The organism is Erwinia sp. JUb26 (genome assembly GCF_003751505.1).
Lineage (GTDB): Bacteria > Pseudomonadota > Gammaproteobacteria > Enterobacterales > Enterobacteriaceae > Erwinia.
Window position 1 is genome coordinate 432,738 of record NZ_RJVB01000001.1, and the last position, 15,818, is coordinate 448,555.

The 15,818-nt window shown below is 57.9% G+C and carries 13 protein-coding genes; 6 read left to right on the forward strand and 7 right to left on the reverse strand.

Annotation, left to right across the window (positions count from 1 at the left end; genetic code table 11):
• Nucleotides 1–36: 36 nt before the first annotated feature.
• The 3 genes from EC836_RS02010 to tyrR all read left to right on the forward strand — a co-directional run bounded on the left by EC836_RS02010 (nucleotide 37) and on the right by tyrR (nucleotide 4,165).
• Nucleotides 37–1,434, forward strand: a complete 1,398-nt coding sequence (locus EC836_RS02010) for a YcjX family protein (RefSeq protein ID WP_123329638.1) — start codon at nucleotides 37–39, stop codon at nucleotides 1,432–1,434.
• Nucleotides 1,431–2,486 (forward strand): TIGR01620 family protein, encoded by a 1,056-nt coding sequence (locus EC836_RS02015; RefSeq protein WP_123329640.1) that lies wholly within the window; start codon nucleotides 1,431–1,433, stop codon nucleotides 2,484–2,486. Before EC836_RS02010 ends, EC836_RS02015 begins: the two co-directional genes overlap by 4 nt.
• 113 nt (nucleotides 2,487–2,599) lie before the next feature.
• A complete protein-coding gene (gene tyrR / locus EC836_RS02020; protein ID WP_123329642.1) occupies nucleotides 2,600–4,165 on the forward strand; it encodes a transcriptional regulator TyrR in 1,566 nt (521 codons plus the stop codon).
• A 46-nt stretch (nucleotides 4,166–4,211) separates the two neighbouring features.
• On the opposite strand, the gene tpx is transcribed toward tyrR, so the two are convergent.
• Nucleotides 4,212–4,715, reverse strand: a complete 504-nt coding sequence (gene tpx, locus EC836_RS02025) for a thiol peroxidase (protein WP_105594706.1) — start codon at nucleotides 4,713–4,715, stop codon at nucleotides 4,212–4,214.
• 117 nt (nucleotides 4,716–4,832) lie between these two features.
• Here tpx and ycjG point away from each other — a divergent pair, with 117 nt between their 5' ends.
• Entirely contained in the window at nucleotides 4,833–5,816 is a 984-nt protein-coding gene (gene ycjG / locus EC836_RS02030) for an L-Ala-D/L-Glu epimerase (protein ID WP_123329644.1), read from the forward strand.
• On the opposite strand, the gene mpaA is transcribed toward ycjG, so the two are convergent.
• A complete protein-coding gene (gene mpaA, locus EC836_RS02035) occupies nucleotides 5,796–6,503 on the reverse strand; it encodes a murein tripeptide amidase MpaA (RefSeq protein WP_123329646.1) in 708 nt (235 codons plus the stop codon). The two genes, ycjG and mpaA, sit on opposite strands and share 21 nt — an antisense overlap.
• Nucleotides 6,504–6,710: 207 nt before the next feature.
• Here mpaA and EC836_RS02040 point away from each other — a divergent pair, with 207 nt between their 5' ends.
• Complete coding sequence (locus tag EC836_RS02040) at nucleotides 6,711–8,330, forward strand: ABC transporter substrate-binding protein (RefSeq protein ID WP_123329648.1); 1,620 nt, start codon at nucleotides 6,711–6,713, stop codon at nucleotides 8,328–8,330.
• Between the two features lie 268 nt (nucleotides 8,331–8,598).
• Here EC836_RS02040 and EC836_RS02045 read toward each other — a convergent pair whose 3' ends face one another.
• A complete protein-coding gene (locus EC836_RS02045) occupies nucleotides 8,599–8,826 on the reverse strand; it encodes a type II toxin-antitoxin system HicA family toxin (RefSeq protein WP_123329652.1) in 228 nt (75 codons plus the stop codon).
• Between the two features lie 3 nt (nucleotides 8,827–8,829).
• Nucleotides 8,830–9,087, reverse strand: a complete 258-nt coding sequence (locus EC836_RS02050) for a DUF1902 domain-containing protein (protein ID WP_123329654.1) — start codon at nucleotides 9,085–9,087, stop codon at nucleotides 8,830–8,832.
• Nucleotides 9,088–9,426: 339 nt separating this feature from the next.
• On the opposite strand from EC836_RS02050, the gene licT reads away from it, so the two are divergent.
• A complete protein-coding gene (gene licT / locus EC836_RS02055) occupies nucleotides 9,427–10,293 on the forward strand; it encodes a BglG family transcription antiterminator LicT (RefSeq protein WP_123329656.1) in 867 nt (288 codons plus the stop codon).
• Between the two features lie 178 nt (nucleotides 10,294–10,471).
• On the opposite strand, the gene EC836_RS02060 is transcribed toward licT, so the two are convergent.
• The 3 genes from EC836_RS02060 to bglF all read right to left on the reverse strand — a co-directional run bounded on the left by EC836_RS02060 (nucleotide 10,472) and on the right by bglF (nucleotide 15,252).
• On the reverse strand, nucleotides 10,472–11,779 hold the full coding sequence (locus EC836_RS02060; RefSeq protein WP_233599113.1) for a carbohydrate porin: 1,308 nt from the start codon (nucleotides 11,777–11,779) through the stop codon (nucleotides 10,472–10,474).
• Nucleotides 11,780–11,958: 179 nt separating this feature from the next.
• Nucleotides 11,959–13,353 carry a glycoside hydrolase family 1 protein gene (locus EC836_RS02065; RefSeq protein WP_123329661.1) on the reverse strand — a complete coding sequence of 465 codons (1,395 nt, stop codon included), beginning with the start codon at nucleotides 13,351–13,353 and terminating at the stop codon, nucleotides 11,959–11,961.
• Between the two features lie 21 nt (nucleotides 13,354–13,374).
• The gene (gene bglF, locus EC836_RS02070; RefSeq protein WP_123329663.1) at nucleotides 13,375–15,252 is read right to left on the reverse strand and encodes a PTS beta-glucoside transporter subunit IIABC; all 1,878 of its coding nucleotides are present in this window, start codon (nucleotides 15,250–15,252) and stop codon (nucleotides 13,375–13,377) included.
• Nucleotides 15,253–15,818 lie beyond the last annotated feature (566 nt).

Below are 15,818 nucleotides of genomic sequence, written 5' to 3' on the forward strand. Positions count from 1 at the left end.
TAGGGATAATCAAACACCTGAGGTAGCTGGCTCCTGATGAAACGACTGCAAAATGAATTGATGTCGCTGGTGAACCGCGGCGTGGATCGCCATCTGCGCCTCGCCGTCACCGGCCTGAGCCGCAGCGGTAAAACCGCCTTTATCACCTCGCTGGTTAACCAGCTTCTGAATGTAAATACCGATGCCAGACTGCCGCTGTTTAGCGCCGTGCGCGAGCAGCGACTGCTGGGCGTGAAGCGTGTGCCGCAGCGCGATCTTGGCATCCCCCGCTTTACCTATGATGAAGGTCTGGCGCAGCTGCACGGCACGCCGCCGGACTGGCCGACGCCGACGCGCGGCGTCAGCGAAATGCGGCTGGCCCTGCGCTACCGCTCGCGAGATTCTCTGCTGCGCCACTTTACCGATGCCTCCACGCTGTACCTCGAAATCGTCGACTATCCCGGCGAATGGCTGCTGGATCTACCGATGCTGGCGCAGGATTATCTCAGCTGGTCGCGGCAGATGACGGGGCTGCTGCAGGGCGATCGCGCCGAATGGTCGCAGAAGTGGCAGCAGCTTTGCGCTGGCTTGGATCCACTGGCCCCGGCAGATGAAAACCGGCTGGCGGAGATCGCCGCCGCGTGGACTGAATACCTTCAGCGCTGCAAGCAGGAAGGGTTGCACTTTATTCAGCCCGGCCGCTTTGTGCTGCCCGGTGAAATGGCCGGTGCCCCCGCGCTGCAGTTTTTCCCCTGGCCGGAGGTGGCGGAGGGCGGTGAAACCCGGCTGGCGCAGGCGGATGCGGGCAGCAATATCGGCATGCTGCGCGCGCGCTACCAGTACTACTGCCAGCACGTGGTGAAGGATTTCTACAAAAATCACTTCCTGCGCTTTGACCGTCAGATTGTGCTGGTTGACTGTTTACAGCCGCTTAACAGCGGGCCGCAGGCGTTTAACGATATGCGGCTGGCGCTGACCCAGCTGATGCAGAGCTTCTCCTACGGCCAGCGCACGCTGTTCCGCCGGATGTTTTCTCCGGTGATTGATAAGCTGCTGTTTGCCGCCACCAAATCCGATCACGTCACTGCCGATCAGCACGCTAACCTGGTGTCACTGCTGCAACAGCTGGTGCAGGACGCCTGGCAAAACGCCGCGTTTGAAGGCATCACAATGGACTGCGTTGGCCTGGCCTCGGTGCAGGCCACGCAGAGCGGTTACGTTGAGCATCAGGGGGAGAGCATTCCGGCGTTACGCGGTCACCGGCTGGCCGACGGCGTTCCGCTAACCGTCTATCCAGGCGAAGTGCCGCCCCGTTTGCCCGGCAGTGCCTTCTGGCAGCAGCAGGGATTCCATTTTGAGCAGTTCCGCCCGCAGGCGCTGGATATCGACAGGCCGCTGCCGCATATCCGTATGGATGCCGCGCTGGAATTTTTACTGGGAGATAAACTGCGATGACCACACCGATTAAACCGCGCGTGGATTTTGCCGAGCCGCTGGCTAAAGAGCAGGCGACGATCCTGCGGCAGCAGCAGGAATTTGGCGAACAGCAGGACCGGTTCGTCGCCGTCGAACAGGACGTTGAGGTGCAGGAAGAGAGCGCCGGTGAGCTGGCGGTGGAAGCCGCACTGCGGCCGAAACGCAGCCTGTGGCGCAAAATGGTCACCGCCGGGCTGGGCCTGTTTGGCATCAGCGTGGTGGCGCAGGGCGTGCAGTGGACCCATCACGCGTGGATCGCCCAGGACTGGATCGCCCTGTCCGGCGGCGTGGCCGGCGGGCTGATCGTCGCCGCCGGTGCCGGTTCACTGATCGTGGAATGGCGTAGGCTCTACCGCCTGCGCGAGCGGGCAACCGAGCGCGATATCGGCCGCGAGTTGCTGCATAGCCACGGAATGGGCAAAGGCCGCGGCTTCTGCGAGAAGCTGGCGCAGCAGGCCGGGCTGGACACTGGCAACCCGGCGTTACAGCGCTGGCAGGCCTCCCTGCACGAAACCCACAACGACAGCGAGGTGGTGGCGCTCTATGCCCGACTGGTGCAGCCTCAGCTGGATCGTCAGGCGCGGCGTGAGATCAGCCGCTGCGCCGCCGAATCGACGCTGATGATCGCCGTCAGCCCGCTGGCGCTGGTGGATATGGCCTTTATCGCCTGGCGCAATCTGCGGCTGGTCAATCGCATTGCCCAGCTGTACGGCATTGAACTGGGCTACTTTAGCCGCCTGCGCCTGTTCAGGCTGGTGCTGCTGAATATTGCGTTTGCCGGGGCATCGGAACTGGTGCGGGAAGTGGGCATGGACTGGATGTCGCAGGATCTGGCCGCTCGCCTGTCGGCGCGTGCCGCACAGGGCATTGGTGCCGGGCTGCTGACCGCCCGCCTGGGGATCAAGGCGATGGAACTTTGCCGCCCGCTGCCGTGGCTGGAAGATGATAAGCCGCGTCTGGGAGATTTCCGCCGCGAGCTGATAGGCCAGCTGAAAGACAGCCTGAAACGCTCTCCCGAGCGTGAAAAATAACACGTCTGATTACAGTTGCTGTCAACTTTTCCTGACAGAATACTTCTGAGATGCCGTGGGATAGCGTATTATTGTGACAGTGCCGGACACCGCAACAATAAGGGTTAACATCCATGCGTCTCGAAGTATTTTGCCAGGACCGAATTGGTCTGACCCGTGAACTGCTGGATCTGCTGGTAGAACGCAGCATCGATCTGCGTGGTATCGAAATTGCCGCCATCGGCCGCATCTACCTGAATTTTTCCACCATCAGCTTTGAACAGTTCAGTCAGCTGATGGCGGAAATTCGCCGTATTCCCGGCGTGACCGACGTGCGTACGGTCACCTTTCTGCCGTCCGAACGTGAGCATCGCGCACTCAGTGCGCTGCTTGTAGCCCTCCCGGAGCCGGTATTCTCCATAGATTTAAAAAGCAAAGTTGAACTCGCGAACCCGGCGGCGCAGTCGTTATTCGACCTCAATGAAGAGAAAATGCGCAACTACAGCGCGGGCGCGCTGATCCCCGGATTTAATTTCCAGCGCTGGCTGGAAAGCGATCGCATTGAACCGCAGGCGCACCACGTGGTGCTGCAGGGGCGAGACTTCCTGATGGAAGTGACGCCGATCTATGCACGCGACGAAGAGAATAACGCCACCACGCCTGCCGGTGCGGTGGTGCTGCTGAAATCCACCGCCCGCATGGGCCAGCAGCTGCAAAACCTGGCGGTCAACGATGACAGCGATTTCCAGCACATCGTGGCCGTCAGCAGCAAAATGCGTTCGGTCGTCGATCAGGCTCGCAAGCTGGCGATGCTGGACGCGCCGCTGCTCATCGTCGGTGATACCGGCACCGGCAAGGATATGCTGGCCCGCGCCTGCCATCTGCGCAGCGCACGCGGTAAAAAGCCGTTCCTGGCGCTGAACTGCGCGTCGCTGCCGGACGATGTGGCCGAAAGCGAGCTGTTTGGTCATGCGGCCGGCGCCTATCCGAACGCGCTGGAAGGGAAAAAAGGCTTCTTCGAGCAGGCCAGCGGCGGCTCGGTGCTGCTGGACGAAATCGGCGAAATGTCGCCGCGTATGCAAACCAAGCTGCTGCGCTTCCTCAACGACGGTACCTTCCGCCGGGTGGGGGAAGAGCATGAGGTCCACGTGGACGTGCGGGTGATATGCGCGACCCAGCGTAACCTGATGGAGCTGGTGCAGCGCGGGGAATTCCGTGAGGATCTGTTTTACCGGCTGAACGTGCTGACGCTGAATCTGCCGCCGCTGCGCGATCGCCCGCAGGATATCCTGCCGCTGACCGAAATGTTCGTGGCGCGCTTTGCCGACGAGCAGGGGATGGCGAGGCCGAAACTGTCGCCGCAGCTGAACGGGTTCCTCACGCGCTACACCTGGCCGGGCAATGTGCGCCAGTTGAAAAACGCGTTATATCGCGCCCTGGCCCAGCTGGAAGGCCATGAGCTGCGGCCGCAGGATATCGCACTGCCCGAGTATGCGCTGGAGATGCCGCTGGGCGATGACGCGATTGAAGGCTCGCTGGATGAAATTACCAGCCGCTTTGAGCGTTCGGTGCTGACCCGTCTTTATCTTTCCTATCCCAGCACGCGTAAGCTGGCGAAAAGGCTGGGCGTATCGCACACCGCGATTGCCAATAAGCTGCGTGAATATGGCCTGAGCCAGAAGAAAACGGACGTCGAGTAGTCGGGGAACGACAGAAGGCCAGCCGGGCGGCTGGCCTGCAACAAAATTACTTCAGTGCAGCCAGGGCCGCATCGTAGTTCGGCTCGGTGGTGATTTCATTCACCAGCTCGCTGTACAGCACGTTGTCCTGCTCATCCAGCACCACGACCGCACGGGCAGTCAGACCGGCCAGCGGACCTTCAGCAATCGCCACGCCGTAGTCTTTCTTGAACTCGCCGCCGCGCAGGGTGGACAGGGTCACCACGTTGCTCAGGCCGTCAGAACCGCAGAAACGCGACTGAGCAAACGGCAGATCGGCAGAAATGCACAGCACCACGGTGTTGTCCAGGTCGTTAGCCAGCTGGTTGAATTTACGTACTGACGCCGCGCAAACGCCGGTATCAATACTTGGGAAGATATTCAGCACCTTACGTTTACCTGCGTACTGCGAAAGAGAGACATCAGCGAGGTCTTTCGCGACCAGGGTAAAGGGTTTCGCGCTCTGGCCAGGACCAGGGATCTGGCCGTCAACGGAAACCGGGTTACCCTGAAAATGTACGGTCTGAGACATAGACTATCCTTTTAATGTTAATGGTGTTTAAACGCTTTCAGTGTATGTCATGCTGAAGCGATGAGACAGTAAAAAACGATAACAAATTAAAAGCCCAGGGCGTGTAAGGACATGAGCATGAGAGCAGTTAAGGTCTATCCGGAGAGCTGGCCGTTGCATACGCCGTTCGTCATCGCGCGCGGCAGCCGCAATGAAGTGGGCGTGGTGGTGGTTGAGCTGGAAGCGCAGGGGGTTAACGTGCAGGGCGAGTGCTCGCCCTATGCGCGCTACGGCGAGAGTGAAGCGTCGGTGCTGGCGCTGATTAGCGGCATCATTCCGCAAATTGAACAGGGCATGAGCCGCGAGCAGCTCCAGCAGGTGCTGCCCGCGGGCGCGGCGCGCAACGCTGTCGACAGCGCGCTGTGGCAGCTGGAGTCGCGGCTGACCCACCGCAGTCTTTGGCAACTGGCCGAAGAGCAGGCGCCTGCGGTGATTGATATGGCGCAAACCGTCAGCATTGATGTGCCGGAGATGATGGCCAGCAGCGCGCTGGCGCTGTGGGAGAACGGCGCGAAGCTGTTAAAAATTAAGCTGGATAACCATCTGATCGCCGAAAGGCTGGTGGCGATCCGCGCGGCGGTTCCCGAAGCGACGCTGATTATTGATGCCAACGAATCCTGGCACGCCGAAGGCCTGGCGGCGCGCTGCCAGCTGCTGGCCGATCTCGGCGTGGCGATGCTGGAGCAGCCGCTGCCCGCCGGGGAAGACGCCGCGCTGGAAAACTTTATCCACCCGCTGCCAATCTGTGCCGATGAGAGCTGCCACACGCGCGCAGATTTGCCGGGGCTGCGCGGCCGCTACGAGATGGTGAATATCAAGCTGGATAAAACCGGCGGCCTGACCGAAGCGCTGGCGCTGGCGGCGGACGCGCGCACGCAGGGCTTTGCAATCATGCTCGGCTGTATGCTCTGCACCTCACGCGCTATCCGTGCCGCGCTGCCGCTGGCACCAAAAGCGCGATTTGTTGACCTCGACGGCCCGACGTGGCTGGCGGTGGATGCGGAGCCCGCGCTGCCGTTCAGCTGCGGGCGCATCGAACTGTCACGGGTGCCAGCGAAGTAGCGCCACCATCGCCGCCAGATAGCGTTCGGTGGCTTCATCGGCTGAAATGGGCGGCAGCTCGGCGGTAATGCAGGGCAGGTTAAGATCGGCGCACCAGCTGCCAAACGAACCTGGCGTGGCGTAGCCGACGCTGGTTACCAGCGGCAGTGCGGTCTGCTCCGCCAGCCAGTGCCCCAGCGGGCTTTCATGCGGATCTTCAATGCAGGCCAGCGGTTCGTGGAAGGTGACGATCCACTGCGGCTTAAGCTGGTGGATCAGCTGGCACAGCGCCTGCGTTTCCGGCTCGGAACCGGCGCGATCGCCGGTAGAAAGCAGCACGTCCCGCTCCGCCGCCGCGCTGTTCCAGCGATAGACCGTATCGCCATTCTTCCAGTTGGCCGCCGGGAAATTGCGGTTAAGATCCACGCCGTTGGCATTGGCACGCAGCCCCAGCTGGCAGCCGTCCGGATTTACCGCCAGCACCACGTGATGGCGGCGGTGCTGGTCCTGTAATGAACGCATGGCGCAGGAAAGGGTGACCACGGCGGCGGTTTCGTCGCCGTGAGTGCCGGCAAGGATTAACCCGCTCTCCTCATCGGCGGCGGGAGCCGGGAACCACAGCAGCGGCGCGCCGAGCAGAGACTGACCGTACTGTTTTCCGTTGGTGTCCAGGCGGCCGCGCAGCGGGCGGGGATGAAGTAACGACATATTCGGCTCCAGAAAAAGTGCTCAAGGCAGACACTATACTCAAATCAGCGTAGCAGAGCGCTGGCCGCAGGCGGTAAAAGAAAAAAGTGAGGCTTTTAACACAGCCCGTTGAAAAATATGCCTGTTCCACGACAAACTGCGCTACAGTTTCTGCAATATTTCAGACCCGCCGCTTATCATCTGCTGCTGACAGCTAAGGATGTCTTAATGAAGAAGGCTTTTTCTGTTCCCGCGCTCGCCGTGCTGGCGCTGTGTATTTCCTCTGCCGCACGCGCTGCCGATGTGCCGCCAGGCGCCCAGCTGGCGGCCAGCCAGGAAATCGTACGCCATATCAAAGATGAACCGGCCTCGCTGGATCCGGTGAAGGCCGTCGGCCTGCCGGAAATCCCGGTGATCCGCGATCTGTTTGAAGGGCTGACCAATCAGGATGCCAGCGGCAAAATCATTCCCGGCGTCGCCACCGGCTGGCAAAGCAACGATAACAAAACCTGGATTTTTACCCTGCGTAAGGATGCCCGCTGGTCCAACGGCGATCCGGTCACCGCCGACGACTTCGTATACAGCTGGCAGCGTCTGGTCGATCCGAAAAACACCTCGACCTTCGCGTGGTTTGCCGAACTGGCGGGCATTGAAAACGCCGGAGCGATTGTGAAAGGGACGATGACGCCGGACAAACTGGGGGTGACGGCAACCGACGCCACCCACCTGAAAGTGACGCTGGATAAACCGGTGCCGTATTTTGTCAGCCTGACCGCCAACTTCAGCCTGTTCCCGGTGCCGAAAAAAGTCGTCGAGCAGTTTGGCGACCAGTGGACGCGCCCCGGCAATCTGGTCGGCAACGGGGCGTATCAGCTCGAAAGCCGCGTGGTGAACGAAAAGCTGGTGCTGGTGCGCAACCCGAACTACTGGGATAACGCGCACTCGGTGCTGAACAAAGTGACCTTTGTGCCGATCAGTGAAGAGTCGAGCGCCACTAAACGCTACCGTGCCGGGGATATCGATATCACCGAATCCTTCCCGAAAGAGCTGTACGGCCTGCTGAAAAAACAGCTGCCGGGCGAGGTGTATACCCCGGACCAGCTCGGTACCTACTATTACGCCTTCAACACCCAGAAGGGACCGACGGCCGACGTGCGGGTGCGTCAGGCGCTTTCGTGGAGCATCGATCGTAAAATCATCGCCGAAAAGGTGCTGGGCACCGGGGAAAAACCGGCCTGGCACTTCACGCCGGACGTGACCGCCGGGTTTACGCCGAAGGAAAGTTTCCTGCAGCAGCACAGCCAGGCCGATCTCAACGCGCAGGCAAAATCCCTGCTGGCGGCGGCGGGTTACGGCCCGTCTAAGCCGCTGGACCTGACCCTGCTGTATAACTCATCGGAAACGCACCAGAAAATCGCTATCGCCGTGGCGTCGATGTGGAAGAAAAATCTGGGGGTCAACGTTAAGCTGCAAAACCAGGAGTGGAAAACCTACATCGACAGCCGCAATAGTGGCAACTTCGATATTATCCGTGCCTCCTGGGTCGGGGATTATAATGAGCCGTCCACGTTCCTCAGCCTGCTGACCTCGTCCCACAGCGGCAATATCGCCCGCTTTAAAAGCCCGGAATACGATGCGCTGATGGATCAGGCCAGCCGGGAAACCAGTACGAAAGCGCGCAACGACGACTATAACCGCGCCGAGCAGATGATCGCGGAGCGCGCGCCGATTGCACCGATTTATCAGTACACCAACGGCCGACTGATCAAACCGTACGTGAAGGGCTACCCGATTACCAACCCCGAAGACGTTGCCTACAGCCGGACGATGTATATTCTGAAGCACTAGTGATTAACCAGCCTTCAAAGACGATCGGCAGCGATTAAGAAATACAGAGGCCATCAGCATTTGCTGGTGGCCTTTCTCGTAGATTTTGTCTCGTGGTGGGCAAGAAACGTTTTTCAACATATGAACTTTGCCGGATGGCCTTAAATACAGCCGTAGGCATCATTCGGTTGGTCGCTGTAACGGCGGGTAACAGATCACTGGTATCGGAATGTCAGGTGAGATGAATACGTGGTGCCGGGCAGGGGCTTTAACTTTGACGGGGTTATTTTCAAAACGCTTTTTCCATTCCCGCCTGCTTCAAAATACCATTTGCAGTATGTTTTGAAACGATAGTGAACGGCACAGAGAATTTTTTCTGTGTAACAGGGCTGTACCATATTTCATGGCTACCCTTGCCCTTGCCCTTGCCCTTGCCCTTGCCCTTGCCCTGCCGGTCTAAGAAACACCCGGCAGCCGACAGCAGTTCCGTTAGCTTTGGATACAGTCCCGTTCCCATTGTTCAGAGGGCGATTCTTTCCGAATAAGATTGTTGATGATTGAACGAAAGGCGGAGATGCTCAGGATTTTCGCCAAGACCGTTCATCTGATAAAGATCGGGCGCAATATCCCATACACGCTGGGTCAACTCTTCATACGTGGATGCCTCGGTAACCAGACCGAGTTCTTCACACTCTGCCACCCAGACGCCTTCATCTGCATCGTGAGAGACATTGACGTTGAATGATTGAGGAAATTTGATGATAGATGCAATTTTCATTTGAAACCTCCAGTGCCCTGTCAGAATAGATCCTGCAAAGAACATTGGGTAGAAGTCGGTTAGTAACGCCCTGCAGGGTGTTACTAACCTGGTAATAGTACCCAAAAATGGGCAAATCGCAAGTACGGTGAAGCTTCACCCGATTGACGTGCAAACACACTTACGATTCAATACCGAACCGGTAAATCGGGAGTTACATCACAATTCGGTCGCCAGGGACTTGAGACTGGCTATCTATCCATTATCGTAGCTGAATTGGATTGTTACTGTAATCATACAGGCAAAACCTGATTGTCGGATTCTCCGGCGGTCGGGTTTTTTTGTTTTTCGGGCCGGGAAATGAAAATAGCGAAAGTATTAAATAATAACGTGGTGATTGTTCACGACGAGCACGGCAACGAACAGGTGGTGATGGGACGCGGTCTGGCGTTTAAAAAACGCGCGGACGACGAACTGGACCCACAGCTGGTGGAGAAAACCTTCGCCCTGAAAAGCCGCGAGCTGACCGGACGATTAAGCGAACTGCTGTCGGAAATCCCTATTGAAGTGGTCATCACCAGCGAATGCGTGATCGCACTGGCGCGCCAGCAATTGGGCACCGCCCTGCATGAAGGACAGGTGGCGATTGCGCTGACCGATCATATTCATTTTGCGCTGGTCCGCCATCAGCAGAATCTGCCGATCCGCAACGTGCTTCAGTGGGAGATCCGCAGCCTGTATCCGAAGGAGTACGGCATCGGCCTGGCGGCGCTGGATATTATCGAAAAGCGCCTGAAGGTGCGGATGAGCGATGATGAAGCGGGTTTTATTGCCCTGCATCTGGTCAACGCGCAGCTGGACAGCGAAATGCCGGCGGTGATGCATATCACCAAATTTATGCAGGAGATCCTGCATATCGTGAAGTATCAGCTGCAGCTGGACTACCAGACCGACTCCCTCAGCTACAACCGCTTTGTCACCCACCTGAAGTTCTTCTCCCAGCGCATGCTCGGCAAGCAGGGCGTCTACAGTGACGATGAATCGCTGCACGACGTGGTGCGCGATCGCTATCCGCAGGCGTATAAGTGCGTGGATAAAATCGATCGCCACATCATTAAAAACTACCAGTACAAGCTGGGCAGTGAAGAACGCATGTTCCTGACCATTCATATCGAACGGGTGCGTAAAGAGACGCTGGCGCTGGGTGAGAGCGACGACGAAGCCTGATATAAGTTGCGAATGTAGCGAAGCCGCTCGGGCTGAGGCGTGCCGGGCGCAGCCAAAGGGTTCCGCTTTATCGACGGATCACGGATCCCACTGCGAATGACTTGTGCAGATAACGAAAACGAGTGCTGGCTTTTACGCCAGCACTCGTTTTTTATGCCTCGGATAAAGAGAGGCTAAATCAGAAGGTGACCACCGTTTTCAGTCCGGTGACCCATGCATCCTGAGTCTCTTTCAGGCCGCCGGGACGATGCCAGTACTGCAGCGCGGGCTGCAGCTCCAGCCATGAGGTCACGCGCAGGCGATAGTACAGTTCGGCGTTCACCGAGTGGCCTGGCAGCGGGCTGTACAGCGGGTTGCCGTAGTCATCCACGCCCTGAATATCGTTCAGCGCCTGCTGATTATCGCGATAATGATCGCTCATTTTGATATAGCTGGCGCCGAAACCAATCCAGTCATCCGGGCGTGCGTCGAACAGGCCGTGGTAGCGCAGGGAACCGGCCAGCGTGGCATGCATATAGTTGCTGCGCTGGTCGCTCAGGCCGAGGCTCCATGAGGTACTCAGCCCGCGCGTGGCGTCATCCGCGTGGCGGGTCAGCTGCTGGTTAAAACCGGTATAAAGGAACCAGGTGCGGTTGTAACTGCGGTAGCCTTTCGGGTCATCGGCCCCGCGCGACTGCGATTTGCCTTCGGACAGATCGTTCTGCTTTGCGTTGGTAAACAGCACGCCGACGTTATAGATCCCCGGCAGATCGTTGACGTGGGTTTTCAGCTCCAGCTCCAGCGGCAGCAGCATGCCCTTGCTGCCTTTAGTCGACCAGCTCCACGCGTGGCTGCGGGAGGTGGCGTCCGGGTTCTGTTCCATAATGCCGCCCTTGATTGTCAGCTCGTCGGTCAGCTTATATTGCAGGGTGGTGCCCCAGTAGTGGGCATTCCAGTTATACCAGGTCATCGAGTTAGCGGATTTACCGCCGCACTGCGACAGCAGCTGGAAGTCGCAGGGAATAATCTGGTCGAAGTCCTGGTTTTTGTTCATCATACCAATGCGCCACTGCAGGCGACGGTCGTCAAAGGTACGCGAGAAGGTCAGCCAGCCCAGGCGGGTAATCGACTGGCCGCCGTAGCTTTCCTGTGAAATATCGTTGAAATTAACCCGGTCGTCTTTTAATCGTTTATTGGTCAGGCTGTCGTTATGGTTACGATTCACGATATTCCCTTCAATTCTGGCGTCGGGAATACCGGTCAGCGTTTCTAAATCCTGGGCGAAGGTTAATGAAAACTGGTCGATATAGGCGGCATGCTTATCGTGATTATATCCGCCGCCGGCGTTATAAGAAACCTGGCTTAAATAGCCTAAATTATAATGGAAGCCGTTCTCTTCCAGAATCGGGCGAACACCCAGCATATCGCCCAGTAGCCCTTCCTGCGGGGCCTGGAAGCCAAGCGCGGTGCCGTTCCACGCCTGCGCGTACGCGGTGGAAGTCCCCATTCCCACGGCGAGTGCGAGCAGCGCAAGGCGGTTCTTATTATTTAAACACAGAGAGATATTGTTCATTTTTTATATTCATTGTGAAGGGTTAGGGCACGACAACGCCCCCTGTTCCCGTTATTGCGGAACAGTCATTATGGGGGCGTTAATTAATCGGGCAGCGTCACTGCCCGGAGAGTTTATTTCAGTGATTCACCGTGGGTTTTAATCACGTCCTGATACCAGAAGAAACTTTTCTTACGGGTGCGGGTAAGGGTGCCGTTACCCTGGTCATCGCGGTCAACGTAGATAAAACCATAGCGCTTGGAGAACTCGGCTTTAGAGGCGCTGACCAGATCGATCGGGCCCCAGCAGGTGTAGCCCAGCACTTCAACGCCGTCATCGATCGCCTCGCGCACCTGCACCAGGTGATCGTTCAGGTAGGCGATGCGGTAGTCATCGTTAATCGCGCCGTCGGCTTCCACGGTATCGCGGGCGCCCAGGCCGTTTTCAACGATAAACAGCGGCTTCTGATAGCGGTCGTACAGCACGTTCAGCAAATATCGCAGGCCTTCCGGGTCGATCTGCCAGCCCCATTCGGAACTCGCCAGATGTGGGTTCGGCACCATATTAAGAATGTTTCCACGCTCTTTCTGGTTCAGCTCTTCGTCGGTGGTGACGCAGCCGGTCATGTAGTAGCTGAATGAGATAAAGTCGACAGGCTGACGCAGGTCAATTCTGTCCTGCTCGGTGATATCCAGCGTGATGCCGTTTTCCCGGAAGAAGCGGGTCATATACGCCGGGTAGTAGCCGCGGGTCTGCACATCACCGAAGAACAGCCAGTCGCGGTTCTGCTGCAGTGTTTCCATCACGTCGGTAGGGTTTGGCGTTAATGGATAGAGCATCGCGCCCAGCAGCATATTACCAATTTTCCCTTCGGGAACGATCTGATGGCAGGCTTTGACCGCCAGTGCGCTGGCCACCAGCTGATGGTGGATGGCCTGATACACCGCCTGCTTGTTGCTCTCTTCCGGCAGGCCGACGCCGGTAAACGGCGCGTGCAGCGACATATTGATTTCGTTGAAGGTCAGCCAGTGCTTAACCTTATGCTTAAAGCGCTCGAATACCGTTTCCGCATACTTCACGAAGCAGGCAATCGTGGTTCGGCTGCCCCAGCCGCCGTACTTTTTGATCAGGCCATACGGCATCTCGTAGTGTGACAGTGTCACCATAGGTTGAATGTTATATTTCGCCATCTCATCAAACAGACGGTCGTAATAGGCCAGACCGGCTTCGTTCGGCTGAGATTCATCACCTTCCGGGAAGATGCGGGTCCAGGCAATCGAGGTGCGCAGCACGGTAAAGCCCATCTCGGCAAACAGCTTGATGTCTTCCGGATAGCGGTGGTAGAAGTCGATGGCCAGATCTTTAATGCCTGAGTCGCCTGCCTGGCGTTCCACGCGCTCGCCGAAAATACCCTGTGGCTGAAGATCTGAAGTCGACAGGCCTTTACCGTCGGTCTGCCAGGCTCCTTCAACCTGGTTAGCGGCAACCGCGCCGCCCCAGAGGAAATCTTGTGGGAAACGTTGAGTCATGATGGTTCTCCTTGTGAAAAATTATTTAATCAGCGCCAGCAGGGGTTCGCCCGCGGCTACTTCGCTTTGCTGGCTGGCGACCAGCACGTCGATATAGTCATCGCTGTTGCTGACCAGCACCGGCGTGGTCAGGTCGTAGCCGGCGGCGCGGATCGCCTCGATATCAAACTCCAGCAGCAGATCGCCGACGCTTACCCGATCGTCCTGGCTGACATGTGCGGTGAAGTGCAGGCCGTCGAGTTTTACCGTGTCGATGCCGACGTGGATTAGCACTTCAGCGCCGTTATCGGCCTCAAGGCCAATCGCATGACGGGTGCGGAACAGCGAGGCCACGGTGCCGTTCACCGGTGACAGCACGCGGCCCAGGGTGGGCTGAATGCCAACGCCTTTGCCCAGCAGGCCGCTGGCGAAAGTTTCATCCGCCACCTGCTCCAGTGCGATCACCGCGCCGGTCATCGGGCTGGCAATCTGGGTTTTAGCCAGAAGATCGGGATTGACCACCGCCTGCGGCGCAGGAACCGGCGCCTCTTCTGCCTTCGCGGCGGGTAGGCCAAACAGCCAGGTGGCGACGACAGCAAAGACCAGGGCGATGATGGCACCGGCAAACGAGGCCATCACGCTGGCGTCAAAACCGGTTTTCGGCACCACCTGACTGAAGGTGAAGATCGACGGCATGCCGAAGGAATAAGAGGTGGTGTGCCAGAAGCCCAGCACCGCGGCACCCAGCGCGCCGCCGATGCAGCCGAAGATAAACGGACGGCGGTTTGGCAGGGTGATGCCGTAGACGGCGGGTTCGGTAATACCAAACAGGCTGGCGCTGAAGGCGGAGGCGGCGATGCCTTTGGTTTTGGCATCGCGAGTGCGCAGCATCACGCCGAGCGTGGCACCGGCCTGGCCGAGCACGGCGGGCATCAGCAGCGGCAGCAGAGTGTCTGAACCGATCACGCTCAGGTTGTTGATCATGATCGGCACCAGGCTCCAGTGCAGGCCAAAGATCACGCAGACCTGCCAGAACGCGCCCATAAAGGCACCGGCAAACGTCGGGCTGAACTGATAAATCGCCAGGTAGCCGTCGGCCAGCATGTGGCTGAGCCAGGTGGCCGCCGGGCCAATCACCATAAAGGTCAGCGGAATGGTGATAACCAGGCACAGCAGCGGCGTGGTGAAATTACGAATGGCCCCGGGCAGGCGACCGTGCACGGCGCGTTCCACCCGGCAGGAAAGCCAGGCGGCAAAAATAATCGGGATCACAGACGAGCTGTAGTTAATCAGAATCACCGGCACGCCGAAGACGTGCAGCGGCGCGGCACCACCCTGTTCGGCGTTAAACGCCGCCAGCATCACTGGATGCACCAGCGCCGCACCGATTACCATGGTGGTGAAGGCGTTGCCGCCGAATTTCTTACCCGCGCAGTAGCCCAGTACCACCGGCAGGAAGTAGAACAGCGCGTCGCTGGCGGCAAACAGGATTTTGTACAGGCCTGACTCTTCGCTGGCCAGGTTCAGTGCCAGCGCCAGGGAAAGTAAACCCTTCAGGATACCGGAGGCAGCCATCACGCCGATGAACGGGGTGAAAATGCCGGAGATAACGTCAGTCAGGCGGGCAAACAGCGATCCTTTCTCGCCGTCGCCGTGGGTGTCGCTGCCGTCGCTGAGGCCTGCCACGGACAGCAGCGCCTGATAAACATCACTCACGTGATTGCCGATCACCACCTGATACTGACCGCCGCTTTCCACGACCATAATCACGCCCGGATTGTTCTTCAGCCCGGCGGTATCGGCTTTGCTGCTGTCTTTCAGCTTAAAACGCAGGCGGGTGGCGCAGTGTATCACCGCACTGATATTTGCCTTGCCGCCCACCCCTTGCAGGATCTCTTCTGATAACGCCTGGTACTTCATCGTATGCTCCTGGTTCTGACATCTTGTCAACGGGCCGTTACTGAATTCAGGCCAAAAAAAAACCTAAACAGCTTCAGACGGACCACGGTCCATGAAAAGCTGTTTAGGTTTTGCCTGAGATTCAGTAGCAATCCTGATTTGTTGACGCAAATAGTTCCTCAGTTACGTCAGGCTGACAAGGGGGGATAACGCTAAAAACTGGATTTCGTGAGCGGGCTCACCTTTTTCAACGCCTGGCGCGTTCCTGCGGGTCAGTGTGCATGACGGTGACCATAGATAAATAAAACGGGTTGTTTACTGTATTGAGTAATATCGGTCGTTGATGAAAGTTAGCATCGCTGGCGATATTTTCTCGTGAGATTTTTCGGGGGAAGATAATAATTGCTTTGTTGTCAAGGACAGACGCTTTGTTATCACGGACAGCCGGTGTAATGATGATAAATAATATTATTGCACCGGCGTGGTGCTGGCTGCTTTTTATTGGTGCGGGGTTATAAATTTACGATTAAATAATATATTTCCGAGTTGTGTTTCCCCGCTCAAATAACGGTGTTTGTCATGATTCG